The 25,523-nt window shown below is 44.4% G+C and carries 21 protein-coding genes and 1 other annotated feature; of the genes, 15 read left to right on the plus strand and 6 right to left on the minus strand.

The window, feature by feature from the left end:
- Positions 1–183 precede the first annotated feature (183 nt).
- Both BK120_RS14520 and ptsP read left to right on the plus strand, forming a co-directional pair.
- Complete coding sequence (locus BK120_RS14520) at positions 184–2,070, plus strand: glucose PTS transporter subunit IIA (RefSeq protein WP_076268229.1); 1,887 nt, start codon at positions 184–186, stop codon at positions 2,068–2,070.
- Positions 2,067–3,809, plus strand: coding sequence for a phosphoenolpyruvate--protein phosphotransferase (ptsP, locus tag BK120_RS14525; RefSeq protein ID WP_076268230.1), 1,743 nt, complete (start codon positions 2,067–2,069; stop codon positions 3,807–3,809). Before BK120_RS14520 ends, ptsP begins: the two co-directional genes overlap by 4 nt.
- Here the strand turns inward: ptsP and BK120_RS14530 are convergent.
- Entirely contained in the window at positions 3,806–4,336 is a 531-nt protein-coding gene (locus BK120_RS14530; RefSeq protein ID WP_076268231.1) for a type 1 glutamine amidotransferase domain-containing protein, read from the minus strand. The two genes, ptsP and BK120_RS14530, sit on opposite strands and share 4 nt — an antisense overlap.
- Positions 4,337–4,388: 52 nt before the next feature.
- Between BK120_RS14530 and BK120_RS14535 the strand changes: the two genes are divergently transcribed.
- The 4 genes from BK120_RS14535 to BK120_RS14550 all read left to right on the plus strand — a co-directional run bounded on the left by BK120_RS14535 (position 4,389) and on the right by BK120_RS14550 (position 7,247).
- Positions 4,389–4,826 carry a VanZ family protein gene (locus BK120_RS14535; RefSeq protein ID WP_076268232.1) on the plus strand — a complete coding sequence of 146 codons (438 nt, stop codon included), beginning with the start codon at positions 4,389–4,391 and terminating at the stop codon, positions 4,824–4,826.
- Positions 4,827–5,014: 188 nt separating this feature from the next.
- A complete protein-coding gene (locus tag BK120_RS14540; protein ID WP_305953885.1) occupies positions 5,015–5,398 on the plus strand; it encodes a hypothetical protein in 384 nt (127 codons plus the stop codon).
- Between the two features lie 140 nt (positions 5,399–5,538).
- Positions 5,539–6,543 (plus strand): catabolite control protein A, encoded by a 1,005-nt coding sequence (gene ccpA, locus BK120_RS14545; protein WP_076268234.1) that lies wholly within the window; start codon positions 5,539–5,541, stop codon positions 6,541–6,543.
- 5 nt (positions 6,544–6,548) lie between these two features.
- Entirely contained in the window at positions 6,549–7,247 is a 699-nt protein-coding gene (locus tag BK120_RS14550; RefSeq protein ID WP_076268235.1) for a 5'-methylthioadenosine/adenosylhomocysteine nucleosidase, read from the plus strand.
- Between the two features lie 78 nt (positions 7,248–7,325).
- Here the strand turns inward: BK120_RS14550 and BK120_RS14555 are convergent, their stop codons facing one another.
- Both BK120_RS14555 and BK120_RS14560 read right to left on the minus strand, forming a co-directional pair.
- Entirely contained in the window at positions 7,326–8,501 is a 1,176-nt protein-coding gene (locus BK120_RS14555) for an acetoin utilization protein AcuC (protein ID WP_076268236.1), read from the minus strand.
- 162 nt (positions 8,502–8,663) lie between these two features.
- Entirely contained in the window at positions 8,664–9,299 is a 636-nt protein-coding gene (locus tag BK120_RS14560; RefSeq protein WP_076268237.1) for a GNAT family N-acetyltransferase, read from the minus strand.
- Between the two features lie 242 nt (positions 9,300–9,541).
- Between BK120_RS14560 and acsA the strand changes: the two genes are divergently transcribed.
- A complete protein-coding gene (gene acsA, locus BK120_RS14565; protein WP_076268238.1) occupies positions 9,542–11,266 on the plus strand; it encodes an acetate--CoA ligase in 1,725 nt (574 codons plus the stop codon).
- 76 nt (positions 11,267–11,342) lie between these two features.
- Here the strand turns inward: acsA and BK120_RS14570 are convergent, their stop codons facing one another.
- The gene (locus tag BK120_RS14570) at positions 11,343–11,726 is read right to left on the minus strand and encodes a VOC family protein (RefSeq protein ID WP_076268239.1); all 384 of its coding nucleotides are present in this window, start codon (positions 11,724–11,726) and stop codon (positions 11,343–11,345) included.
- A gap of 224 nt (positions 11,727–11,950) precedes the next feature.
- Here BK120_RS14570 and BK120_RS14575 point away from each other — a divergent pair, with 224 nt between their 5' ends.
- Positions 11,951–12,910 (plus strand): aldo/keto reductase, encoded by a 960-nt coding sequence (locus BK120_RS14575; protein WP_076268240.1) that lies wholly within the window; start codon positions 11,951–11,953, stop codon positions 12,908–12,910.
- Between the two features lie 107 nt (positions 12,911–13,017).
- Here BK120_RS14575 and BK120_RS14580 read toward each other — a convergent pair whose 3' ends face one another.
- A complete protein-coding gene (locus tag BK120_RS14580; protein ID WP_076268241.1) occupies positions 13,018–16,092 on the minus strand; it encodes a transglycosylase domain-containing protein in 3,075 nt (1,024 codons plus the stop codon).
- A gap of 121 nt (positions 16,093–16,213) precedes the next feature.
- Positions 16,214–16,518, plus strand: a binding site (T-box leader).
- Between the two features lie 57 nt (positions 16,519–16,575).
- Between BK120_RS14580 and tyrS the strand changes: the two genes are divergently transcribed.
- The 3 genes from tyrS to BK120_RS14595 all read left to right on the plus strand — a co-directional run bounded on the left by tyrS (position 16,576) and on the right by BK120_RS14595 (position 20,041).
- The gene (tyrS, locus tag BK120_RS14585) at positions 16,576–17,829 is read left to right on the plus strand and encodes a tyrosine--tRNA ligase (protein ID WP_179089808.1); all 1,254 of its coding nucleotides are present in this window, start codon (positions 16,576–16,578) and stop codon (positions 17,827–17,829) included.
- Positions 17,830–17,960: 131 nt separating this feature from the next.
- Complete coding sequence (locus tag BK120_RS14590) at positions 17,961–18,491, plus strand: NfeD family membrane protein (RefSeq protein ID WP_179089804.1); 531 nt, start codon at positions 17,961–17,963, stop codon at positions 18,489–18,491.
- Between the two features lie 26 nt (positions 18,492–18,517).
- A complete protein-coding gene (locus BK120_RS14595) occupies positions 18,518–20,041 on the plus strand; it encodes a flotillin lipid rafts scaffold protein FloT (RefSeq protein ID WP_076268243.1) in 1,524 nt (507 codons plus the stop codon).
- A gap of 60 nt (positions 20,042–20,101) precedes the next feature.
- Here BK120_RS14595 and rpsD read toward each other — a convergent pair whose 3' ends face one another.
- Positions 20,102–20,704, minus strand: coding sequence for a 30S ribosomal protein S4 (gene rpsD, locus BK120_RS14600; protein ID WP_054028044.1), 603 nt, complete (start codon positions 20,702–20,704; stop codon positions 20,102–20,104).
- 332 nt (positions 20,705–21,036) lie between these two features.
- On the opposite strand from rpsD, the gene BK120_RS14605 reads away from it, so the two are divergent.
- From BK120_RS14605 to BK120_RS14620, 4 genes are all read left to right on the plus strand, one after another.
- Complete coding sequence (locus BK120_RS14605; RefSeq protein WP_256710895.1) at positions 21,037–23,010, plus strand: sensor domain-containing diguanylate cyclase; 1,974 nt, start codon at positions 21,037–21,039, stop codon at positions 23,008–23,010.
- Positions 23,011–23,133: 123 nt separating this feature from the next.
- Positions 23,134–23,871 carry a hypothetical protein gene (locus BK120_RS14610; protein ID WP_076268244.1) on the plus strand — a complete coding sequence of 246 codons (738 nt, stop codon included), beginning with the start codon at positions 23,134–23,136 and terminating at the stop codon, positions 23,869–23,871.
- Between the two features lie 35 nt (positions 23,872–23,906).
- Positions 23,907–25,022: an aminopeptidase gene (locus BK120_RS14615; RefSeq protein WP_076268245.1), complete on the plus strand. Its 1,116-nt coding sequence runs from the start codon at positions 23,907–23,909 to the stop codon at positions 25,020–25,022.
- A gap of 138 nt (positions 25,023–25,160) precedes the next feature.
- Positions 25,161–25,403, plus strand: a complete 243-nt coding sequence (locus BK120_RS14620) for an HPr family phosphocarrier protein (RefSeq protein WP_076268246.1) — start codon at positions 25,161–25,163, stop codon at positions 25,401–25,403.
- Positions 25,404–25,523 lie beyond the last annotated feature (120 nt).

Genomic DNA, 25,523 nt, shown 5'->3' on the forward strand with positions numbered 1-25,523 from the left:
TTTACTTTGACAAAAACGCAGCAAACGCTTAACATCGATATAGATGTGTTTGAATAATGCTTACGGAGTTAGTTTTGTTTTGCAAAACTTAGGCTTATGCTTACGAAGTAGTTTTGCTTCGCAAAACTTGAAACTTATGCTTACGAAGTAGTTTTGCTCTGCAAAACTTGAAGGAGGTGCAAGATGGTTTTCATTGGGAGCCTGCAGCAGCTTGGTAGAGCATTCATGCTGCCGATGATTGTCCTGCCAGGTGCGGCTATATTTTTGAGTTTAAGCAAGCTGCCATGGGATTACTTTGGCCTGCCAGGGATGGAAGGCTATTTATTAGCTGCAAGCGAAACGATTTTTACATATTTACCATATATTTTTGCGCTTGGCATCTCACTAGGCTTAACGGGTAATGCTCTCGCAGCAGGGATGGCTGCTCTTGTAGGTATGGCTATTTATAGCGGCATTACAGGGTCGGCAGAGGTGCCGATTGAGCCAACCGTGCTCATTGGTACACTTATAGGAATTATTTCAGGCGTGAGCCATGAGAGGTTTAAAAGCTTAAAATTACCGGAATACATACAATTTTTTGGCGGACCGCGATTTGTACCGTTATTTGTAAGTGTTATTAGTTTGTTGTTCTCAATAGCTATGATCAATATTGCGCCTTATTTACAGAGCATGATGATAAATCTGGGTGAAATTGTTGAATCGGGTGGCGGCTTCGGCGTATTTTTATACGGATTTGTACACCGGATTTTGGTTGTATTCGGTTTGCATCATTTGGTCAGCCATGTATTCTGGTTTCAAATTGGCAGCTTTGAAACAGCTTCAGGACAGATGGTGTACGGCGATCTTCCGCGTTTCTTCGCTGGCGATCCAACTGCCGGCTCGTTTATGGCTGGTCTTTATCCGACGATGATGTTCGCTTTGCCAGCCATCGCATTCGCCATTATTCACGAAGCGCGTGAGGATTTAAAGCCGAAAATTCGGAAAACGTTTATGTATGCAGCGCTTGCGTCATTTCTAACTGGCGTTACTGAGCCGGTAGAGTTCGCATTTTTGTTTGTTGCTCCTTATTTATACGTCGTCCATGCGATATTGTCAGGCATTATCATGTGGGTTACTTACGAGCTTGGCATTAAGCACGGATTCTCCTTCTCAGCAGGAGCCATAGATTATGTTATCAACGAGCATTTGGCAACACGAGGTTGGCTAATCATACCGATCGGCATCGTTGTTGGCTTCGTTTATTACTTTTTGTTTCGCTGGGCGATACGAAGATTTCGGATTCCGACACCAGGTCGTGAGGAAGGCTCACAGCTTGATGAATGGGCAGGTGATATCCCATATCGTGCACCGCTTATTTTGCAAGCCATTGGCGGTAAACAAAATATAGAAAAGATGGAGTCCTGTATTACAAGACTGCGGCTTAAAGTTTCCAACGATAAGCTGCTCGACATAAATGCGCTTCGGAATCTGGGCGCTGCAGGCGTTATCAAATTAGGCGGCGGACATGTTCAGGTCGTATTTGGCACGTATTCCGAACTTATTCGTGAAGAAATGATCAAGACTATTCATCGTGATCAAGCACAAGTTTTGTTCCATTCGCCGATGCAAGGCCGCATGATTCCTCTTGATGAGGTGCCTGATCCGATATTTGCAGGCAAACTCGTCGGACAAGGCGTCGCATTTATACCGGAGAAAGGAGAGCTTGTATCGCCGGTTAAGGGCAAGGTGATGCATATTTATCCGACGATGCATGCGATCGGCATTCTTACTCCTGAGGGGCTTGAGGTTCTGCTTCATATAGGCATAGATACTTCGCGTCTGGCTGGAAAAGCGTATTTTAATGCGCTCGTTAAAGAAGGGGACGAAGTTACGCCAGGCATGATGCTCATAAAATTTGATTTGCAGCGAGTTCGAAAGGAGAGCAAATCTCTTGCTACTCCTATGGTCATAACAAATTCTGATCTTGTTCACTCATGGCGATTTGCACCTTTCAAAGCGGTGAAAAAGGGGCAGTCCTCGGTATTGTCTGTTGTACTTAAAGAGAGAAACGGTGGAGGGGAAACACAATGATTCAAGGAATAGGGGCGTCAGCAGGCATAGCGATTGGGAGATCGTTTGTGCTTCCGAATTGGGAATGGGAGTTACCGGAGCAAAAAATCGATGTAGCTGATTTTGCCCGCGAGTTCGAACGTGTATACGAAGGCATTCGTACCTCTAAGTCTGAAATTGAACAGATTAAAGATGATCTGCGAGATGTTGTCGGTTCAGAGGAAACACATATATTCGATGCTCATATAGCCATTTTGGACGATCCTGTCTTTATGAATGAAATCCAAGGTATTATCCAACGCCAGTACAAAGCGGCTGAGGTTGCTGTTAAGGAAGCTATTGATCATTTTGTTACGATGTTTGATCTGCTTGACGATGAGTACATGAAAGAACGGGCGCTAGATATTAAGGATGTGGGCAATCGATTGCTGAAGCATCTGCTGGGAGCGCCAGAAATTACACTGCCTTCAGATACGCAGCCATTTATATTGATTGCTAAAGAGTTGTCTCCTTCTCAGCTAGCACATATTAATCCGCAGCATGTGCTCGGCATTGTGACCCTTGCTGGCAGCAAAACTTCACATTCAGCTATTATGGCTAGAGCGCTCGGCGTACCTCTTGTTGTTGGTGTAGAGACGAGATTAGTTGAGCCTATTCAAACAGGGCAAACGCTAGTTATTGACGGCAATGACGGCACTGTGTTTATCGATCCTGTTCAACAAGTTATTGACTATTACACAGAGCTGCACTCTCATCAATCGGAAGCGAAAAAAAGGCTGCATGGCATTGCTGGACATCGCCCGGTAACGCCTGATGGCAAAAGGCTGGAGCTTGCAGCCAATATTAGCTCCTACAAAGAGCTGGAAATTGCGATGTCGAGCGGAGCGCATGGGGTTGGGCTTTTCCGTACGGAATTTTTGTACATGGATCGAAATCGGTTTCCAAAGGAAGAAGAACAGTTTGAGGTATATCGCAGCGTAGCCGAACGCCTTGAGGGTGAGCCGCTCGTCATCCGAACGCTGGACGTCGGCGGTGACAAGCAGCTCGATTATTTTGACCTGCCAGAGGAAGACAATCCTTTTCTAGGTTACAGAGCCATTCGGATTTCGCTGGATCGTAAAGATTTGTTCAAAACGCAGCTTCGCGCTATTTTGCGGGCAAGTCATTACGGTCAAGTAAAGCTTATGTATCCGCTTATTTCATCTGTCGATGAAGTTCGTGCTGCAAATGCAGTATTAAACGAAGCGAAGCTTGAGCTTGAAGCAGCGGGGTATCCCTATGATAAAGGGATGAAGATCGGAATTATGATTGAGGTTCCTGCCGCTGTTATGATCGCTGATCTACTCGCGGAAGAGGTTGATTTCTTTAGTATCGGAACGAATGACTTGGTACAGTTTACGTTAGCTGTGGATCGTATGAATGAGGAAATCGCACACTTGTATGAGCCATACCATCCAGCACTTATTCGAATGCTGCGCATGACGGTGGAAGCGGCAAAGCGAAGCGGGATAACAGTTGGCGTGTGCGGCGAGCTTGCAGGGGATCTAAGAGCGCTGCCGATTTGGCTAAGCCTTGATGTAGATGAGCTGAGCATGTCCTCGCATTCGATTTTGCCCATCAAGGAAAGGCTGCTCTTCACTTCACAAGAAGAAAGCCATGAGGTATTTCAGCAGCTGCATCATTGCCGTACAAGTACAGAAATATTGGAGCAGCTAACTGGTTTTATGGAGCGCTTGGACAAAAAAACAGCGAATGGTTAACCCATTCGCTGTACTAGTGCATCTACAAACGCTTTTGCATAAGGAGGAAGATCGGGCGGACGGCGTGCGGAAATGAGGTTTCCATCAACAACGACGGCTTCATCGAACCATGTCGCTCCTGCATTTTCCATGTCATCTCGAATGCCAGGTGTTGAAGTGACTTTGCGCCCCTCTAATATTTTCGCCGAGATGAGTACCCAGCCTGCATGACAAATTTGGCCGATCGGTTTGTCAGCGGCGTTCAGTTCTTGTACGAGCTGGAGAACTTTAGGATAACGGCGAAGCTTATCAGGTGCCCAGCCGCCTGGAACTAATAAACCGATAATGTCTTCGCTATTTACTTCATCAAATGACAAATCAGCTACAGCAGGTACGCCGTATTTTCCGATATGTGTTTTACCTTTCTCAGGTCCAGCATATAAAACGGTCGCACCAGCTTCGCGCGCACGATATACGGGATACCATAGCTCCAAATCCTCAAATTCGTCGTCTAGCAAGCAGATGACGGTTTTATTTTGTAACGGCATATTTTCCCCTCCATCTAGTAAAGATCTCTATTATTGTAACGAAGGAGAAACAATGAAGCAAACTGATTATAATTCTAAATCTTTTTCATACGTAAGGCTGCTGCGCTATTTGCCGGCTATTGCATGGATGGCTGTTATATATGCGCTATCTTCGAGAACAGGTGATGAGATAAATACCTTTCTCCCTTTCTTTCAAAAGTTTTTTCCCTTTATGGAAGGTTTTAATTGGGGCCATTTTGTTTCCTACTTCATACTTGCACTTACGATAGACTACGGCATTGGCAAGAGGGGCGACCGATTTTGGATGAAGGTCGTTATTGTACTTATTTGTGGTTTATATGGAATTACAGATGAATATCATCAGTCTTTTGTTGGCGGCAGAATGCCGGACGTTATGGATGTGCGGAATGATCTTATCGGAGCTGCGATTTGGACGATTGTTGCAGCTGTGCCGCCAGTGAGGAAAATGTGGAGAAAAGTTGCGCCATAACTAGCATTTTGTGGTCAATATTGAGTGTGATTTTAGTAGTAAAAATTACAAGGTTGTGCATGCAGGAATTTGTGCGAAAATAGTCGAATCATTTATACATTATTACTCTGAAAGCTATGGTTGTTACGATAGCTGCTACTATGAAGGAGTGGACCACTTTGCATAAGAGTTGTCATTGTGGCGACATCATGAAGATGAAACTGCGCACAGTTATTTACTCAGGGAAGGTTGAGATTGATAACGTTCCTATATATTCTTGCACAACCTGCAATCGCAGTGAAGTATTTCCGGAAGTAAAACCTGATTTATCAGGTTTAATAGCACAATTGGGGGCTCAACCAGACAAGCAGACATTCCTTTTTAATGAATGCAACGAGTGGGCTAGTATTCTGGTAGAGGCAAAAGCAGACAAACAGCAGACGGATCGCATCGGATTCGAGAGACTGGTTGAGCAGAGAATCAATAAGCTACTTGATTTGTATTTGCTTGCTCAAACGCTTAACGATGAAGCATGGATCTTGGATTTGAAAAAGAGACTTGAGCAAATAAGCCGTCGAACGTTGCTTACATAGAAGCTCAGATTATTGATTTTACAAGACGTGCAGATGAGTGAAACATGCGTCAACATTGCGAAAAGAAATATTTTGTCGTATGATAACGTTAATATGCGTCGTGCGTAATTATAAAATCTGAGCTAATGGAGAGAAACACTGTGACGGTAACCATTTATGATGTAGCAAGAGAAGCAGGAGTATCAATGGCTACGGTTTCTCGGGTTGTGAACAATAATCCCAATGTGAAACCAGCAACACGCAAAAAAGTATATGAAGCAATAGAGCGCCTAGGATATCGTCCAAATGCCGTAGCAAGGGGCTTGGCAAGTAAGAAAACAACGACGGTAGGCGTAGTTATTCCTGATATTTCAAACGCTATTTTTGCTGAAGTAGCACGCGGAATTGAAGATATCGCGAATATGTATCATTACAATATTATTTTGTGTAACGCGGATAAGAAAAAAGATAAAGAAATCCGTGTTATCAATACACTTCTTGAGAAGCAAGTAGACGGCTTGCTATTTATGGGCGGGGCAGTGACGGAAGAGCATTTGCAAGCATTTAAGACGGCTAATGTTCCGATTGTACTTTGTGCAACTTCCGATGAGAGCGGACAAATTCCGTCTGTTGACATCAACCACGAGGATGCTGCGTTCGATGCTGTACAAAACTTGTATGAGCAAGGACATAGAAGAATTGCAATGATCAGCGGAACACTGCAAGATCCATCCATTGGTTATGCAAGATTCCAAGGTTATAAGCGTGCTCTTGAAGCAGCAGGTATTGCTTACGATGATGCTTTGGTTCGTACAGGCAACTACCGCTATGAATCAGGCGCAGAAGCGATGAAATATTTTATTGAGCTGGACGAGCGTCCGACAGCTGTGTTCTCCGCAACGGATGAAATGGCGATCGGCGCAATTCACAGCATTCAGGATTCCGGCTTAAGAGTACCGGATGATATATCTGTCATTAGTGTTGATAACAGCCGTATGGCATCTATGGTTCGTCCACAGCTTACTGCTGTAGCACAGCCAATGTATGATATTGGCGCGGTATCGATGCGTTTGCTGACAAAGCTGATGAAGAAAGAAAATGTAGATCAATCCAAAGTTGTGCTGCCGCATGAGATTATCGTGCGCCAATCGGTTGGAGGAATATAAAAGAAATGTCGTTTAATAAAATTGGAATTATTGGCGCTATGGCTGAAGAAATTGAATTGCTGCATGAGCATGTAAACGTAGTGTCTGAGGTTACTAAAGCAGGTATTACATATTATGAAGGCACACTTCATGGCAAAACGATCATTTATTGCAAATCAGGTGTAGGGAAAGTAAATGCTGCGGTTTGCACACAAATTTTACTTGATCTTGGTGCTGATTGCGTTCTGTTTACCGGCGTTGCCGGTGCAGTTGATCCGCAGCTTAACATTGGAGATATCGTCGTTTCGACGAGCTGTGTCCAGCATGATATGGACTGTACACCATTAGGTTTTGCTCTTGGAACGATTCCATTTCATCCAAGATCAGAATTTCCTGCAGACGAGAGATTAATTGAGCTGGCTTCTGCAGCTAGCAATCGTTTATTCTCAGGACGCAGCATACAGGGCAAAGTGCTGTCGGGCGATCAATTCATTGCCAGCCGCGAGTCGGTCAAGCTGCTTCACGAGAAGCTGCAAGGCGCGTGCGCGGAGATGGAAGGCGCCTCAGTCGCTCAAGTATGCGATATGAATAATACACCATTTGTCATTATTCGTTCGATGTCTGACAAAGCGGATGGATCGGCTCATGTGAACTTTCCAGAGTTTACGGTAATCGCCTCCAACAACTCTTATCAAATTATTGATGATATCATGCAAAATATTTAAACGAAATAAAAAGAACCAGCTCTGATGCCAACATCGGAACTGGTTCTTTTTTTGTGCGAGCTTGACACTGTAATCGGATTACAGATCTTGAATAACGATCTGCTGCATCATCCTGTTTTTGTTCGTAATTTCGATTCGTCTAGGCATAGGCTCAATATCTTCGGGATCGTCCATCCAATGCGTAGGGAGCTTGTGAGGGCTAATGGATTCCCAATGGCTCAACCAGCGATCTGGAAGCCTAGCTTCTTCACCAGCTGCAATGGCATGTGCAATAGGGTGATCAATCATTGTAAGCCATACTAAAGACCAAGCTCGTGGAACGACGCGGAAAATATCATAACCGCCGCCGCCTAACGCAATCCAGCGGCCATCGGTATAGGTATGGGCTAATTCATGGATGATAGCAGGGATTTGAGCATATATACGCATGCTGCAATGAATGTGAGAGAGCGGGTCAAAGGCATGAGCATCGCAGCCGTGCTGACTAATAATGACATCCGGTTTGAAGGCCGAAATGATTTTGCGCAACGTAATATTAAAGCTCTCCAGCCAGGATTCATCCTCTGTGTACGGTTCTAACGGCACGTTAAAGCAAGCGCCAAAACCATGATCTGTGCCTTTTTCGTGCACGTAGCCTGTACCTGGAAACAGAAATTTTCCCGTTTCATGAATCGAATAGGTGCATACGTCGGGATCGTCATAAAAAACCCACTGAACACCATCCCCGTGATGGACATCCGTATCAATATAAAGCACTTTTGCCCCATACGTTTGACGGATATGCTTAATAGCGACTGCTGCATCATTATAAACACAGAAGCCTGAGGCGCGGTCAGGGAAGGCGTGATGCAATCCTCCGGCAAGATGGTAGGCATGCTTGGTTTGACCCGTCATAACAAGCTCAGCGGCCGTCACAGAGCCTCTGACGATGGACATTGCTGCCTTGTGCATGCCAGGGAAATAAGGAGTGTCTTCCGTGTGTAGTCCAAACTGCTGTGCAAGTACGCTGTTATCATCGATTTCGGCTTCACTCAATTGTTTAACAGCGTCCAAATAGTCGGTTCTATGGACGAGTGACAGCAGCTCATCCTCGGAATACACTGTAGGAGGCTGGATATCCTCATCATACAAAGCATCAACTTCTTTGAGCAGATCGATCGTTAGAGCAAGCCGCAGCGGATCGAAAGGATGCTCCTCACCGAATTTATATCCGCTAGTATCCGAATGATAGATGAAAATAGAGTCAGAAGCCATTCCTATCCTCCTAAAGGTTTGCGCAGCAAACCAGCATCGTAAGCGTTACTTAGGTTTGCGCAGCAAACCGGCATCGTAAGCATAAACTTAGGTTTGCGAAGCAAACCAGCATCGTAAGCGTAACTTAGGTTTGCGATGCAAACCTGCATCGTAAGCAAAACCTTAATACATAAATCTCTGCCGAAATCTTACCGTGTCAAAATGTTCTACCGAGCTTAGCGGGACCTCTGTGCCGATACGGACCATAAGACAATTCGCGGGATGGGAGCAAATTTCGGGGTCATCTGTGGCGTACCAAATCATTCCGACGGATTGCATCAATTTTTCCATCATTTTGCGATAATCCCATACATTCAGCTTCGTACCCTCTAGATCCCAATGCCAATAATACTCAGTCGTAAATACAATCATATTTTCTAATTGCTCCTCGGCGAAGGCGAGCTGAATCATTCGTTTTCCTAAGCCAAGGCCGCGATAATCATCTGCAACTTCGATGGCGCCGAGCTCGATTAAATCCGTCATTCCGCCTTCTGACCAGCGCTCAAGCTCGTCCGCATAGTGGAAGGTTACGTATCCTATGATAACCGAGCCTTCACGCGCTAAAATAATTCTTCCTTCTTCTAGGCCGGCAATTTCAACGAGCGCAACATGCTGCTCGTTTGGTCTGCGGAATGCATCCAGCGATTTGTGCATCGTCATGTTGGCTAACCGATCGGGCGGTACTGGTCCTTCCAAAATAAGTTCACGACTTGCGTCCAAAACGAGCTGCTCTCGCTGCAAACGCTTTCGATGTTCCAAGGCTGCCCCCCCTTTGCTGTTAAATTGCTGCTTAAACACAATCCTCTAATACTCTTTATAACAAACATTTTACTAAATGAAAAGCGTAGTCGAATAGAAAAAGGTTATGTTATAATAAGTTTGGCGGTTTAAGATCATGGGATGCGCGAGTTGTTGTCGGCTTGTTTGCCTCAAGTTACGACTTCGTTTTGAAAGCGTATTCTTACAAAGTAGAAACACAGATTTGATGGGAGAGTGATAGTATGATCAACTTACATCAAGAACGAATTCCAGCGACTGCGCAAAATTCGAACTTACCGAATTATGAAGAAGCGATTAATTCCTTTGAATGGAGTCAAATCGAAAGTCAATTTAGCTGGTACACAACTGGAAAAGTAAATATGGCGTATGAGGCCATTGACCGTCATGTCGAGCAAGGAAAAGGCGATAAAATCGCCCTTTACTATAGCGATAGCGAGCGGGATGAATCCTACACCTTCGAACAACTGAGCAAACAATCCAATCGTTTTGCAAACGTCTTGCGCAAGCTTGGCATATCCAAAGGCGAGCGTGTCTTCATCTTTATGCCGAGAACACCGGAGCTTTATTTTAGCGCGCTTGGTGCTTTGAAGGTCGGCGCGGTTGTTGGACCGTTATTCGAAGCATTCATGGAGACAGCGGTAAAGGACAGACTTTTGGATAGCGAAGCTACAGCTATTATTACAACGCCTGCTCTTCTCAAAAGAATTAAGAGAGATGAGCTGCCGAATTTAAAGCATGTAATCGTATTCGGCAAGGATTTAGCAAAGGAAGAGAACATTGTTGATTTTGCAGAAGAGATGGCTGCAGCGTCCGACGAGGCTGAAATTGAATGGCTGGAGCGCGAGGATGGTCTCATTTTGCATTATACTTCCGGCTCAACCGGCAAGCCAAAAGGTGTCTACCATGTACAAAATGCGATGATTCAGCATATGTATACGGGTCAAATAGTACTTGATTTGAAAGAAAATGATATATATTGGTGCACTGCAGATCCAGGCTGGGTTACTGGCACTTCTTATGGCATCTTTGCACCGTGGCTTAACGGCGCTACAAACGTCATACGAGGCGGACGCTTTAGTCCAAGCGATTGGTATAGCGTTATTCAGAAATACGGCGTTACGGTATGGTATAGCGCGCCTACGGCATTCCGTATGTTAATGGGTGCAGGTGACGAAATATCACAGCAGTTTGATCTTACAAGCTTGCGGCATGTTCTAAGCGTAGGCGAGCCGCTTAACCCAGAGGTCGTAAGATGGGGAATGAAGGTTTACGGCCAACGCATTCATGATACATGGTGGATGACGGAGACAGGCGGCCAATTGATTTGCAACTATCCAAGTATGGATATTAAGCCAGGATCGATGGGCAAGCCGTTGCCAGGCGTGAAAGCTGCTATTATCGATGATAGCGGCAATGAGGTGCCACCATATCGTATGGGTAATTTAGCAATACATGTGCCTTGGCCATCCATGATGCGCAAGGTATGGAATAATCCTTCTAAATATGAAGAATATTTTTATCTTAAAGGCTGGTATATTTCTGGAGATTCCGCCTATATGGACGAAGATGGCTACTTCTGGTTCCAAGGCCGTATCGATGATGTAATCAATACAGCAGGCGAGAGAGTAGGCCCGTTTGAGGTTGAGAGCAAGCTGGTTGAGCATCCGGCTGTAGCAGAAGCGGGGGTCATTGGTAAACCAGATCCGATGCGCGGAGAAATCATTAAAGCTTTTATTGCGCTCCGTGAAGGCTATGTGGCCTCGGACGAATTAAAGCTTGAGATTTCACAATTCGTAAAAGTAGGCTTATCCGCCCATGCGGCACCAAGAGAAATTGAGTTTAAGGATAAGCTTCCCAAAACACGAAGCGGTAAAATTATGCGTCGAGTGCTGAAAGCATGGGAACTGAACCTGCCAACAGGCGATTTGTCCACAATTGAAGACTAATCAAAACATGAAAAAGAGGATGGCTCCTGATCAGATCAGGGGCTATCCTCTTTTTAGTTTTTTATTCGAGCATTCATTAACGCTGAAATAACTCGATTCGCTCACCGTCAGGTCCACTTACAAAAAAGTACTGGTATCCGTTCGGCAGTACAGTGATGCCTTCATCGATAAAGGTCACTTCAAGCTGCTTTAAACGTTCAAATTCCGCATGGACATCCGTTACTGTCACTGCAAAATGATGCACCTTGCCTTCACTTGGAAGGTTGTCATTATAACCTTGAATTAATTCTAATTCGGTTTCGTCGGAACCGCCAAATCCAAGAAAGGCAAGCTCAATAATTCCATTCGTATGAGGCGTTCTTCCTTTAAGCTCAAAGCCAATAATTTCAGTATAAAAAGAAATAGAAGCATCAATATCTTTTACCATAACGCCAACATGATCAATACGTCTTTTAGTCATTGTTTTTATTTCCTTCCTAATTGGGAATATGGAATTTTATCGCAATAATGAATGCTTTTTATCATAAGGAGATGGAAAACAGTTGTCAAGTCATAATTGTCGAGTGGTAGTTAAGCAGCTGGTTCATTTTGAAAAAAATGGGTTGACTTTCATGCAGACACCATTATAATTATGTTAGTTCCAAGTAATCGGGTAGGAATAATTAAGTAAAGGAGGTTCGCTTGTTGGATAAGAGAAAATTAGGCAATAGCGAGCTTTATCCATCCATTATCGGGTTCGGAGCTTGGGCTGCTGGGAAAGCAGGCTGGGGAGAAGTCGATGATAACGAGATTGAGGCTGTCATTCGTCGTGCATATGAGCAGGGGATCACCTTCTATGACACCGCTCCATCCTATGGGCTGGGACATTCCGAGAAAGTGCTTGGTAAAGTGCTGCAGCCAGTAAGGGAGCATGTCATTATCGCAACAAAAGCTGGCCTCATCTGGAACGATCAAGGGCAGTTTAGTATAAATGTATCCAAAGCAAATATAATTCGTGAGGTAGAGGAGAGCCTGCGGCGATTAAATACGGACTATATTGATTTGTATCAAGTTCATTTTCCCGATCCCAGCGGCAAAACACCGATTGAAGAGACGTTTGAAACGTTAAATCAACTCGTCGTTGAAGGGAAAATTAGGAATATCGGCGTTTCAAACTTTAACGTTCAGCAATTAGTTGCAGCACAGTCCGTTAGCAATATTGTATCTTTGCAGCTGCCATATAACTTGTTCCAGCGCGATGTTGAACATGCAGCGTTACCCTATGCGAAGCAGCAAAAAATCGGTTTTATTCCTTATAGTCCGCTAGCTCAGGGGTTGTTGACGGGGAAATTTAATTATTTGACGAGGCTGCCCAAAACGGATGTTCGCGCGCAGCTTAATCCATTATTTTCGGATAAACAATTTATAAAAAACATTGTCATCATCGAAACCTTTACTGGAATTGCTAGAGCCATCGAGAAACCGTTAAGCCAGGTAGCTATCAACTGGTTAGTGTATAAGCAGGAAATAACGAGTGTGATCGCTGGTGCGAAGACGGTTAAGCAACTGGAGGAAAATACGGCTGCAACCAAGTGGCGTCTATCCAGAGAAGATTATGAGCAAATAAGCCGTTTGTTTGAAACGGATTCATCTTATGTCATTTAATAATAAATAGAATGCTTCTCTTATATTTATTTTCTAAATAGTAAATTCCCAAAAGAAAAGGCAGCAGCCTCGTGAGAGGCTGCTGCCTATTTCGTTTTCTGTGACCTCTAGCTGATCGTTTGCTTGGAGGAGGGTGATGACTCGCCTTTCGCGTTTTCAGAGGTTATATAGAAGGAACCTGTGATAAGCGGCGCAACATACTCAAAGCTTGTTTCCAAGGTTGATCCGATCTTGGAATATTGACCATCGTTGTTTGCACTATAGTAAATATTATATTGCGTCACTTGGTCTGACACACTGTTAGCCGCCCAAGTTAATCGTACGCTTAGATCTGTTTTCGCAGCCTGCAAGCCAGTAGGAGTGGAAGGTGCTGTTGTTGTGCCAGAACCATTTCCACTTCCATTCCCGCTTGAGTTGTCTCCGCCTGTTGTCGGTGGAGGGGTACTCGGTGTGCTTCCATATTGTACTATTTGACTAGGTGCTGACTCTTTGCCGACGACATCAACCGCTGTTACGTAATAAGTGTAGTTTTGAGCATTGGATGCATACACCTTCATACGTTTGTCTGCACCGACAACAATGGATTCACCTTGCTTCTCATAAGGCCCTTGATTAACCGAACGGTACACACGGTAACCAACGACATCAGCAGCAGTACTATCATTAAATGTCAATATGAGCACGCCATCCGACGATTGCAGCTTAACACTTGCCGGAGGCGGTGGAGCTGCTCCATCATCAACGCGAGGGTCTTTTTTAGACGGCGCGTTGTTTTCTGCATCCGCAGGAAGGTAAATATCAAGTGGACGACGACTGCTTGCCGGAAGTTTCTCCTGCGCTGCCTTAATTTCATCCATAAGAACATCCAGCGGTTTTTTACGCTTAATAACGATTTGTTCCTTAATCATATCGCTAGGAGTAGCTGGGTTCGGAACATAGTTAACGCCATTGAAGGAAATATAAGCCATCTTCACGAGCGCGTCATCTGTTTTCTTAGGAATATCCTTCTTGTTAAACCAGTCAGTAACAAGCATGCCTGCTTGCTTCGTTAATTGACTTGGAAGCAATCCGCTAGCGCTCGACACCGTAGCTTTGACAATGCCGGATGGACGTTCAAATTCTTTGGTGACAAATACTTCCGGCTTCTTCTCAGCCATCTTATTCATAATGAGTGCCCAGATGGAACGAGCACGCGTTTTGCCGACCTCGGATAGGGAGTTGACCTGTTCCTCATAACCGGCCCACACGCCTAGCGTAATATCTGGCGAGAAGCCCATAAACCACACGTCACCGTAGCTTTGTGTGGAGCCTGTTTTACCGGCAATAGGAATTTCACCGTACTTATCGAATTGTGATTTCAATTTGTTGGCAGAACCGCTTTTGCTTGAAATAACAGTCGACAGCATATCCGTCATCAAGAAGGCACTCTGCTCGGAGAACACTCGTTTTGGTTCCTGCTTGTGTTCATATACAATTTTTCCGTTTGCATCTGTAATTTTTTGAATCATATAAGCATCATTGAAAACGCCTTTGTTCGGAATCGAGCCGTATGCATTCGTAAGCTCTTCAACCGATACGCCGATGCTTAGACCGCCAATTACACCGGTTTGTGCATAAGCATCTTGCGGCTGCAGCGTTGTAATGCCTAGTTTTTTAACGAACTCCCAAGCATTTTCAATTTTGACTTCCTCATTGAAAATTTTCAAAGCAGGCAAGTTCAAGGAACGGTTTAATGCCTCACGCGCCGTTACTAGACCCGCGAACTTACGGTTTACGTTCATTGGGATATGGAAACCCTTTTGGCCATCTTTCAGGACAATTGGAGCATCGTCAATTATGCTCGCGGGCTGAATGATACCCATTTCAATAGCTGGAAGGTATGCCGCCAATGTTTTCATCGTTGATCCTGGCTGCCTTGTCATCTGAGTGGCATAGTTTAATTGCTCCTCATAGAAGTCTCGGCCTTCAAGCATCCCCACGATAGCGCCAGTTTTGTGATCGAGCATGATCGCAGCAATCTGCTCCAGCCCTTTTTTCTCGCTGTATGGCGTGAAATTCTCATCATTAGTGCCAATCTCACGCATGAGCTGGTAGACATCCTTGTCGATGGTTGTATAGACATGGTAGCCGCCGCGCAGCAAATGATCGCGTGCTTCCTCAATAAGCGGAGCATTTTCTTTTTTGCGAAGGTCTGCTTTTGTTAGAGTAGAATCCTGCGCCATGAGCATAATTTCCGCTGCTTGACGTTCTGCTTCAAGCATGAGATAAGGATAGGTTGTATAAGCTTTTTCTTTTGGCTTAGCCAGCGTTTTCCTAATATCGAATTTGGACGCTTCGTCGTACTCTTGCTGAGTAATCCGCCCAGTCTCGAACATCCGCTTCAACACTGTTTTTTGACGTCCAAGCGCGAGTTCAAAGCCCGCCTCATTGAATTGACCTTTACCTGTGAACGCTGTATAGGCAGAAGGCCTTTGCGGTAGACCTGCCAAATAGGCAGACTGCGCGATATTCAGCTGGTTTAGATCCGAAATATCAAATATCCCTTTGGCAGCTGCTTTAATGCCGAACAAATTGTACCCGCTGGAACCATTTCCGAACGGAACCTTATTCAAATAAGCTGCTAAAATTTCTTCTTTCGTTAAATAACGTTCCATGCGCAGCGATAAAAATATTTCTTTAATTTTACGGCTATCTGTTTTGTCCAAACTTAGAAATACACGTCGCGCAAGCTGCTGAGTAAGCGTACTTCCGCCCGTTTGCGTATCTTCATTTAGAAGCTTTTGCTTTACTGCACGTCCAAGGCCGTTAATGTCTACGCCATGATGCTCCAAAAAGTTATTGTCCTCAATGCCAAGTACGGCAGTAATAACCTGCGGCGGTAAATCATCATATGTAATAATCATTCGGTCCTCTGACGTTCTTAGCTGTCCGACAAGTGAATCATCATTGAAGTAAACAAATCCAGTGATGGCATTTTCGCCGATCTTCTCTACAATAACGGATCGAGGCCTTACGGTTTCGTCTTTCACAAGCGCGGCCACATAACCAGTTACTGCTCCACCGGCAAGCAATCCGATGAAGATTCCGAAATATACCATCCATTTAGCTGTTATAAAAGTTACGATTCCAAATGTACGCCATTTGCTTCTTTTGTTTGGCGCAGGTTGACGATCTTCTTGCATTTCTATGACTCCTCCTCCAAATAGCACACCTATTATAACATAAATCGCTAAAGTAACGCATTCTTTCCTTGCATTGACTTCACAGCATGGCTATGGTATAAATTCAATAATGTTTTATCTAATCAATGCTTTGAAGGGCATGAGTAGACAGCGAATCGTACTTTCAGAGAGCCGGTGGGTGGTGGAAACCGGTATGCGCCGCTTGTTGAATTACCGCCTGGAGCTAAGTGAAGGAACCGTATACTGACAATCCTCTGCACATTTTGGCAAAAAAGCCTGTGGGGCAGTCGAATCAGCCGTAGTAGTTCACTTCGGAGCCCGTCTCCGTTATCAACAACGAAGTGAGAGTACCTCTTTTTTATGTAAAAAAAGGCAGGAGTACTCTAACGAGGGTGGTACCGCGAGCTAATCCTTCTCGTCCCTTGGGGCTGGAAGGATTTTTTATGTCTATATAGACGCATACAAAGGAGGAAAAGTTCTATGGTGAAGTGGGAAAGTTTAAGTGGCGAGCAGAAAAGTGAGGTCGAGCGTCAGCTGGCTGTCATTCGCCGCGGTGTTGTGGAGATTGTACCAGAGGATGATTTGAAAAATAAAATAGCGAATGCTGTAGCAACAGGAAGGCCATTAAATGTAAAGCTAGGACTTGATCCTTCAGCGCCAGACATTCATATCGGCCATACGGTTGTTCTTCACAAGCTTCGTCAATTTCAGGAACTCGGTCATCAGATTCAGCTGATTATCGGTGATTTTACAGGCAGAATCGGCGATCCAACGGGCAAATCGGAAACGAGGAAGCAATTGACGGAAGAAGATGTGAAGCGGAATGCGGAAACATACCAAAAACAAATTTACAAAATATTAGATCCACAGCAAACAAAGCTCTACTACAACTCGGAATGGCTTGCACTGCTTAACTTTGCGGATGTTGTAAATCTAGCCGGGAAAGTAACGGTTGCACGCATGATGGAGCGTGATGATTTTACAAAGCGGTACACGAGCGGCTTGCCGATCAGCATTCATGAATTTTTCTACCCGCTGATGCAAGGATACGATTCCATAGCTCTTGATTCCGATGTGGAGCTAGGAGGCACGGATCAGACATTTAACCTGTTAATGGGCAGAACCTTGCAGAAGGAATATAATAAACCGGGCCAAATCGTTATTACGACTCCTTTGATCGAAGGGTTGGACGGCGTAAATAAAATGAGCAAAAGCTTGGGCAATTACATCGGTATAGATGAAGAGCCAAACCAAATCTACGGCAAATCGATGTCGATTCCAGATAGGCTTATGCTCAAATATTACGAGCTTTCTACCGATTTAAGCAACGAGGAGCTTGCGGCATTGAAAGGTGGACTGGCAGATGGTTCTGTGCATCCTCGTGATGCGAAGATGCAGCTTGCAGCGACATTTGTACGAATGTACCATAGCGAAGAGGCAGCGAAAGCGGCAGAAAATCATTTTATTACCGTATTTCAACAGCGTGCGCTGCCTGATGATATCGAAGAGGTATCGATTACTGCGGAACAATTGGAAGATGGCCAAATTCGTATCGTGAAGCTGCTCACTATGCTTGACTTGCTGCCAACGAGCAGTGAAGCGAGAAGAAGCGTTCAGCAAGGGGCTGTACGTCTAAATGAAGAGAAGATAACTGATATTAACGCGGATATTTCTCCTAAGGATGGCGACGTGCTTCAAGTTGGAAAACGTAAATTTATAAAAATTAAATTAACATAATTGGTATATTAGAGCTTGTTGAAATGATAAAATTCAACAAGTTCTATTTTTTTAGAAACAAAAGAGCGTTTTCAACGTATTAAATAACGGAAGCATTAACAGGTTATGGATACTAAGGGAGGAGGAGAGAGTTGGAGACGCTATTTATGTCTTGTCTAGTCGGAGGAATCCTTTATGCGCTCGTAAGTATTATTTTTGGGGATTTGATCGGGCAAGCACTCGATGGAGCACTCGATTTTTTATCCTTAGATGGTCATTCATGGCTGTCGCCGACTGCGCTAGTAGGCGGGATAACCACTTTTGGCGGAGCAGGGATCCTACTCGGACGCTATACTGCCTTTAGTTCAACAGCCATCGTGATGATTGCCTTATTCATCGCACTTACAGCTGCAGTAGCTGTTTTCTTTCTCTACATTAAGCCGATGGAGCAAAGCGAGAATTCGATCGCTTTTTCGCTTAATGATTTGTCGGGCAAGCTCGGGGAGGTGCTGGTCCCCATTTCTGCGAAGGGTTATGGTGAAGTGATGGTTAAGGTGGGAGCTGGATTTACGAATCAAATTGCAGCTAGCTTCGAAGGCGTTGAAATTACAAGCGGCTCCAAGGTTGTCGTGGTTGAGGTAAGGGACAGCACTTTGTATGTATCGGAAGTAAATCTATCTTAATTGAAGCAGCATAAGGGGGAAATTCAATGGAAGATATTTATGTTATACCTGCTATTGTAGTTGGCGTTTTTGTTATATTAGGTCTTGCCTTCTGGGCGCGCTACAAAACAGTTAGTCCAGACGAAGCGATGCTCGTAACGGGATCATTTCTAGGCTCCCGAAATGCAAGCACGGATGAATCTGGGCGCAAAGTGAAAATCATTAGAGGCGGAGGCGCGTTTATTCTGCCGATATTCCAGAAGGCTGAGTTTCTATCGCTATTGTCCCATAAGCTGGATGTATCGACGCCGGAGGTATACACAGAGCAAGGCGTACCAGTCATGGCAGACGGTGTAGCGATCATTAAAATTGGCGGTGCGGTTGAAGATGTGGCGACGGCGGCAGAGCAGTTTCTAGGCAAGCCTACCGAAGCGCTCAAGGGTGAAGCGCAGGAAGTATTGGAAGGACATTTGCGCGCAATTCTTGGCTCAATGACAGTGGAAGAGGTATATCGCAACCGCGATAAATTTGCGCAAGAGGTGCAAGGGGTTGCAGCTAAGGATTTGAAAAAGATGGGTCTTCAAATCGTTTCCTTCACGATCAAGGATTTGCGCGATAAACATGGATATTTGGACGCGTTAGGTAAACCGCGAATTGCTGCGGTCAAAAGAGATGCTGAGATTGCGGAAGCTGAAGCGATTCGGGATGCTAGAATTCAGAAAGCACTTGCTGCTGAGGCCGGTCAAAAGGCCGAGCTTGTGCGTGATACCAACATTGCGGAAGCAGAGAAAGAAAAGGAAATGAAGGTTGCGACATTTAAACGTGACCAAGATACAGCAAGAGCGGAAGCGGATCAGGCTTATTCGATTCATGAAGCACGTGCTAAGCAAAACGTAGTCGAAGAGCAAATGAAGGTTGAACTCGTACGTAAAGAACGTGAGATCGATCTGGAAGGAAAAGAAATATTGCGTCGTGAGAAGCAGTATGATGCAGAAGTAAAGAAAAAAGCCGATGCAGACCGATACGCAGTTGTACAAGCGGCGGAAGCGAACAAGGCGAAGCTCCTTAATGAAGCTGACGCTCTGCAATACCGTATTGAAGCGGAAGCCAAGGCACATGCTACTCAGAAACGTTTGGATGGTTTAGCTGTTGCAGAAGCAGAAAGAGCGAAAGGTACAGCGGAGGCAGACGTTATTCGTCTTCGCGGTTTAGCAGAAGCGGAAGCGAAAGAGAAGCTAGCTGAAGCTTTTGAGAAATTTGGAGAAGCTGCTATTCTTGATATTATCGTAAAAATGCTTCCTGAACTGGCTGGCAAAATTGCCGATCCTATCGGCAACATTGATAAGCTTACTGTCGTTGATACAGGGAATGGCGAAGGGGCAGCTCGTATAAGCAATTATGTAACTTCATTAATGTCTACTGCTCCAGAGATGCTGAAGAGCGTATCGGGAATCGACGTGAATGCAATCATTAAAGGACTGACGAATAGAGGCAGTAATTTACCTGCAGTACCTAGCAAGCCGGTTGATATTGCTGCTGCTCCTGCTGTAATCAAGCTTCCTGAACAATAAAGTAAGGCAGCGTAAACAGAAAAAAACCTTGAACCAATTGGTTCAAGGTTTTTTTGTTTATTAACGGCTGTAGAATTCGACGATTTGTTTCTCGTCGATATCTTGGGAAAGCTCACCGCGGTCAGGCAGACGAAGGAATTTACCTTCCATTGCTTGATCGTTGAACTCCAAGTAGTTCGGAAGGTGATGACGACCTTCCATTGCTTCTTTAATTGTTCTAAGGCTGCGGCTGCGCTCGCGCAAACCGATTACATCGCCAAGAGAAACGCTGTAAGAAGCGATATCCACTTTCTTGCCGTTTACAGTTACGTGACCATGTGATACCAACTGACGAGCTCCTGCACGGGAGTTGGAAAGGCCAAGACGGTAAACGAGGTTGTCAAGACGGCTTTCAAGGAGGCCCATGAAGTTTTCACCGGCTTTACCTTTCATTTTTGCCGCTTTGTCAAACAAGTTGCGGAATTGTTTTTCGTTCAAACCGTACATGTGACGAAGCTTTTGTTTCTCTTGCAATTGAACGCCGTAACCGCTCATTTTTCTGCGTTGGTTAGGGCCGTGTTGACCTGGTGGAAAAGCGCGTTTTGCAAGTTCTTTACCCGTTCCGCTCAAAGAGATTCCAAGGCGACGGCTTAGTTTAAATTTAGGTCCTGTATAACGTGACATACGTAATATTAACTCCTTCATCAAATAAATTTGTGAATGGGGTTGTGTTTCGCCGAATACGTTCAATGTTCGAGCAAGCTCGTCCCTGATAGGCTAGTCAGCCGCTGGCCTATAGTGAACGTATTTCATGAGGGTGACACAAAACCGTACGCCCATCTATTCATCAATAAATAATATATGAAATAGATAGCTGTTGTCAAGGTTCACTAAGGAAATTTAATGATGTTTGAAACACATCGAAAGACCTATATTTTAAATACATAGTAGTGCAAATTTCTCAAAAATGGAGTATGATGATTGTAATATTAAGTGAAAATAGGAAGCTCATCACCTTGGTTGACAGATGGAAGGGTTGGGGCTGCATGGTTGATCGAATGAATAGCAATTTTGCATATCGTAAAACATCAACAATTGTGGATACATCAGCAGAGTCACAACCGATTTGGTTCATCAGCGAAGATATTAGCGATGCGGACAAGCCCTTGCTATCACCATTGTTCCAAGACAGTTTCAATCAGTGGGTAAGTGAAACATCAGGATTAGCCTCATTTGAGTCTGGTGAATTTGTGTTATTCAATAATGAAGCGGAAGAGATCTCATCTGAAGGTCTTTATGACGCTGAGGCTTGCGAGAAACGCGATGCTGCGCTTGCAAAGGTTGTCCAAAGCGTTTTAAGCAGCGGTTTATCTTGCCATAATGAAGCAGATGATTTATTTACAGCAGCAGTGCCTATTCATAGGCGAGGCGATGGTGCTGTTTTTTGTATTCTTGCTTATGTGTCTCCAATTGGTTATCAGAAGGACATTGCGCAGCTTCAAATGTGCTCATTGCATTTTCGCAGCTGCTTTTACCATAAGTTTGAACAGCTTTATGTCAAGGATTTGCTTCTGCAGCAGCAGCGGGCTGAGCAGGAAGCAAATAGAAGAGATTCTTTGTTTCAAGCAGCCAAACGGCTTTATGATCAAATCGATGTTGCATCGGTGCTATCGGAACTGCTTAGCAGCCTTGAACAGCTTTATCCAAACTCGGAAGTTCATTTGTATTTGTCGCAGGACCACTTAAATGGTGATCCGCGTGTAAAGCCGCTTGTTTTCAAAAACTTGGAGCATGATCTCGTCACCAAGGCTTTTTTGAATGGCAAATCGGTTACGGAGCATGACAGAGACGGTACGCTTAGGCTGGCTGTTCCAATGAACGGCAAACAAGCCGCGTATGGTGTGCTTTGTTTGTATATAGGTCCAGGCAAATGGGATGAAGCAGACTTGCCTGCTTTCCTGCTGCTGGCGGATACTGCGGGATCAGCCTTCGAGAATGCGAAGCTGTATGAGCAGTCTAATCTGCTTATTAATGAGCTGCGACTAATTAATGAGCTTACGAAACGATTAAACCAGTCGCTTAGGCTCAAAGAAATTTTTCAATTTGCTACCACAGAGCTTTTAACGATATTTGATGCGGATTATTGCTGTGTTTTGCAGCTTAACAAAGAACAAAATCAATTCATCGTCATGTCCAGTAATTTTCCTTCCCTGACGAGCGAACAGTTTTTGCCCGATTATGGGTTTTGCGGGATGGTTTATCGAACCAAGGAGCCGATGATCATATCCGATTACTGGCATACTCGTGTGGTAACGTCCAAGCTTATGGATAATACTGGTTCAAGATCGCTTATCGCCTCACCCATAATGGTTGATGGAGAGGTCGTTGGCGTTATTCTAATTACACATAAAGCGCCAAATTTTTTCTCCTACGATAATTATAAATTGCTTCAAGTGATGAGCACGCACATTGGACTTGCTGTAACGAATGCTTCATTGCACGCTGAAGTGCGCCGGATGGTTATAACTGATAACTTAACTGGCTTGCATGCTCGCCACTATTTAAATGAACAAATTCAAAACCGTCAGCGCAAAGATCCATTCGGCTCACTTATTCTTGTGGATATCGATTTGTTTAAACGCATCAATGACACGTATGGACATCAAGTTGGCGATCGTATACTCATACAAGTGAGCAATATTATTAGAGGATCGATCAGGCAGGGAGATATTGCCGCGCGCTGGGGCGGTGAAGAGCTTGCGATTTACTTGCCAGGCATTCGGGCTGAGCAAGCGTACCGCATCGCCGAACGAATACGGGTGCATGTGGAGATGGAAACGGATCCTGTCGTAACCGTATCCTGCGGCGTATCCGAATGGAAGTTTGAGGATGAGAAAATAAGCGTTGAGTCTTTATTTTATCGTGCAGATATGGCGCTTTATGAAGCTAAGCATAATGGAAGAAATTGCATCATTGTTGGTCAAAACTAAAATCATGAACATTATAAAGAGAAGGATGCTAATTGCAGCATCCTTTTTTTTGTTCCTATTTGGAATAATGAGCTTGCAGGTTAGGGACGCTACTATAGAATATGTTGAACGGGAGGTAAGCATATGAAAAAAGAGAAAGCAATTAGCGTAATCGTGGTCACGCTTGTTTTCATGCTCTCGATTGCCGGTTGCGGAAATGTGGGTAAACATCGATCACCTGAGGAATGGCTGTCTTTGTCTTATTCGGGGCTTGCCGCAACGGATCAATATGATTTTACAGGGTCGATGAGCATAAAGACAGACGGTGGTCTAGCTTTTAAACCGGAAGTGTTCGAAGGCAAGGTCGTGGATCATCAGCAGTTGACATTGCAGACGAATAGTCAGGAAACGATGCATTGGAATCCAGTAAAGGTGCTTGAGACGTTGAATCAGTCCAATGATGAGGTTCGGATCGTAAACGGCAGCAATGATGAGGAAACCGTAACGCTGTTGATTACTGAGAATGCAAAGGTTTCAAAGGAGAAATGGGAACAGCGTTTGCGGCAGCAGCTAGATCAGCTTGGAGCAAACATGCCTTCCAAAGATAAGCCTTTTCACCAAGAATGGATGGAGGAATTGGCACGATCGCGCAGCCAGCTTGATGCCATGCTTTCGACCATGCAGGCGGCCACGGAGTATGAGCTCGTTATCGACCGCACGAAGCTGCTTCCGCTGAAGATGGAAGAGAAAACATCCTTTCAGTACACTTATAACAAACGTCCATTTTCTGAATCAAGATACACGACAGTAAGGTTTCAATCCTTTAACGGTGCGTTGAGCAACACTGTTCAGCAGATGCATAAACGTGTTACGATGGATTAGTTTATGATCGAAAGTTAGAAGGAGAGGAATTTTACATGCGTGATCCAAGATTGCAAAAGCTAGCGCGAAATTTAGTCGAATATTCTATCGATGTTCAAGCAGGGGAGAATGTGCTAATTGACATGGTTGGTTCAGAACGAGAGCTGACCAAGTGTTTAATAGAAGAGGTTGCAAGGCGGGGCGGCAGGCCGTTTGTAGAATCGAGCGATCGTTCTGTTCTTCGTACTTTGCTGAAGCATGCTACGAAGGAGCAAATGGAGCTTTGGTCGTCGCTTGATTTGGAGCGGATGAAAAATATGCAAGGATATATCGCTGTACGCTCAGGAGATAATGTGAATGAATTTGCTGGAATTCCTGATGCCAATATGCGCCTATATGATCAAATTTATAGAAATTCGGTACACTCCGAACAGCGCGTTAAAAAAACAAAATGGGTCGTTTTGCGTTACCCGAGCCCATCCATGGCTCAGCTGGCCAATATGAGTACGGAAGATTTCGAAGACTTTTATTTTGATGTGTGCAACTTGGATTATGCCAAAATGGATGCAGCGATGAACCCGCTTCAGAAGCTGATGAGTGAAACAGATCGAGTGCGGATTGTATCGCCAGGCACGGATTTAAGCTTCTCGATTAAGAATATCGGAGCGAAAAAATGTTCTGGCCACCGAAATATTCCCGATGGAGAAGTGTTCTCAGCTCCGGTTCGCGATTCGGTGCAAGGTACGATTACTTACAATGCGCCTAGCGTCTATTCTGGCGTTACGTTCCAGAATATTTCACTGACATTTGAAAACGGCAAAATCGTAAAAGCAGAAAGCAATGACAATGTTCGTTTGAACGAAATTTTAGACATGGATGAAGGCGCTCGCTATATTGGTGAGTTTGCAATCGGATTTAATCCGCATATTTTGCATCCCATGAATGATATTTTGTTTGATGAGAAAATTGCCGGCAGTTTGCACTTTACGCCAGGTCAAGCCTATGAAGAGACGGATAATGGAAACCGTTCCGCTGTTCATTGGGATCTCGTACTTATTCAACGCCCAGAATACGGCGGCGGCGAAATTTATTTTGATGATGTACTTATTCGCAAAGATGGCGTTTTCGTCATTCCAGAGCTTGAAGGGTTAAATGCTGAAAACCTCAAATAAGCAAATACGCTCCAATCGTATTCCTATGTAATAAATGGAAAATAAAGCGTTTTTCATTTTACCTCTTGCTGGATGCTTCTTTTCGGGTTATCATGGTGACAAAGGTAAGCTTTACTAATTTAACTGGAGGGATCTCCCATGTCCAACAACGCAGCAATCGTAGAAATTTCCCAAACGGCTAGCCAATTCACTTCATCCATCGTTCTGCAAGCCGAGAGCAAATATATTGATGTAAAAAGCATCCTCGGACTTTTCACTACACTAGTAGGCGGACATGCGTACGAACTTCATGTACACGGACCGGATGCTGAGGAAGCAAAAGCAGCAATGGCTGCTGTATTTGCTAAGCACAACTTAAATGTTAATGTTATTACGGATTAGTAGATCATATTTTTAACGAATAAGCACCTCTTCACTTTTGAAGAGGTGCTTTTCTGTTTTGACCTTGTATAATCGCTCTATTTCGTCTAATATAGTGGTATAGAAGACGGCGGATACGCG

The organism is Paenibacillus sp. FSL A5-0031, assembly GCF_001956295.1.
Lineage (GTDB): Bacteria > Bacillota > Bacilli > Paenibacillales > Paenibacillaceae > Pristimantibacillus.

Bases quoted from the DNA above. Each gene is read 5' to 3' on its own strand.
- BK120_RS14520 (WP_076268229.1), top strand. From the start codon at position 184: ATGGTTTTCATTGGGAGCCTGCAGCAGCTTGGTAGAGCATTCATGCTG.
- ptsP (WP_076268230.1), top strand. From the start codon at position 2,067: ATGATTCAAGGAATAGGGGCGTCAGCAGGCATAGCGATTGGGAGATCG.
- BK120_RS14530 (WP_076268231.1), bottom strand. From the start codon at position 4,336: ATGCCGTTACAAAATAAAACCGTCATCTGCTTGCTAGACGACGAATTT.
- BK120_RS14535 (WP_076268232.1), top strand. From the start codon at position 4,389: ATGAAGCAAACTGATTATAATTCTAAATCTTTTTCATACGTAAGGCTG.
- BK120_RS14540 (WP_305953885.1), top strand. From the start codon at position 5,015: ATGAAGATGAAACTGCGCACAGTTATTTACTCAGGGAAGGTTGAGATT.
- BK120_RS14550 (WP_076268235.1), top strand. From the start codon at position 6,549: ATGTCGTTTAATAAAATTGGAATTATTGGCGCTATGGCTGAAGAAATT.
- BK120_RS14555 (WP_076268236.1), bottom strand. From the start codon at position 8,501: ATGGCTTCTGACTCTATTTTCATCTATCATTCGGATACTAGCGGATAT.
- acsA (WP_076268238.1), top strand. From the start codon at position 9,542: ATGATCAACTTACATCAAGAACGAATTCCAGCGACTGCGCAAAATTCG.
- BK120_RS14570 (WP_076268239.1), bottom strand. From the start codon at position 11,726: ATGACTAAAAGACGTATTGATCATGTTGGCGTTATGGTAAAAGATATT.
- BK120_RS14580 (WP_076268241.1), bottom strand. From the start codon at position 16,092: ATGCAAGAAGATCGTCAACCTGCGCCAAACAAAAGAAGCAAATGGCGT.
- BK120_RS14595 (WP_076268243.1), top strand. From the start codon at position 18,518: ATGGAAGATATTTATGTTATACCTGCTATTGTAGTTGGCGTTTTTGTT.
- rpsD (WP_054028044.1), bottom strand. From the start codon at position 20,704: ATGTCACGTTATACAGGACCTAAATTTAAACTAAGCCGTCGCCTTGGA.
- BK120_RS14610 (WP_076268244.1), top strand. From the start codon at position 23,134: ATGAAAAAAGAGAAAGCAATTAGCGTAATCGTGGTCACGCTTGTTTTC.
- BK120_RS14615 (WP_076268245.1), top strand. From the start codon at position 23,907: ATGCGTGATCCAAGATTGCAAAAGCTAGCGCGAAATTTAGTCGAATAT.
- BK120_RS14620 (WP_076268246.1), top strand. From the start codon at position 25,161: ATGTCCAACAACGCAGCAATCGTAGAAATTTCCCAAACGGCTAGCCAA.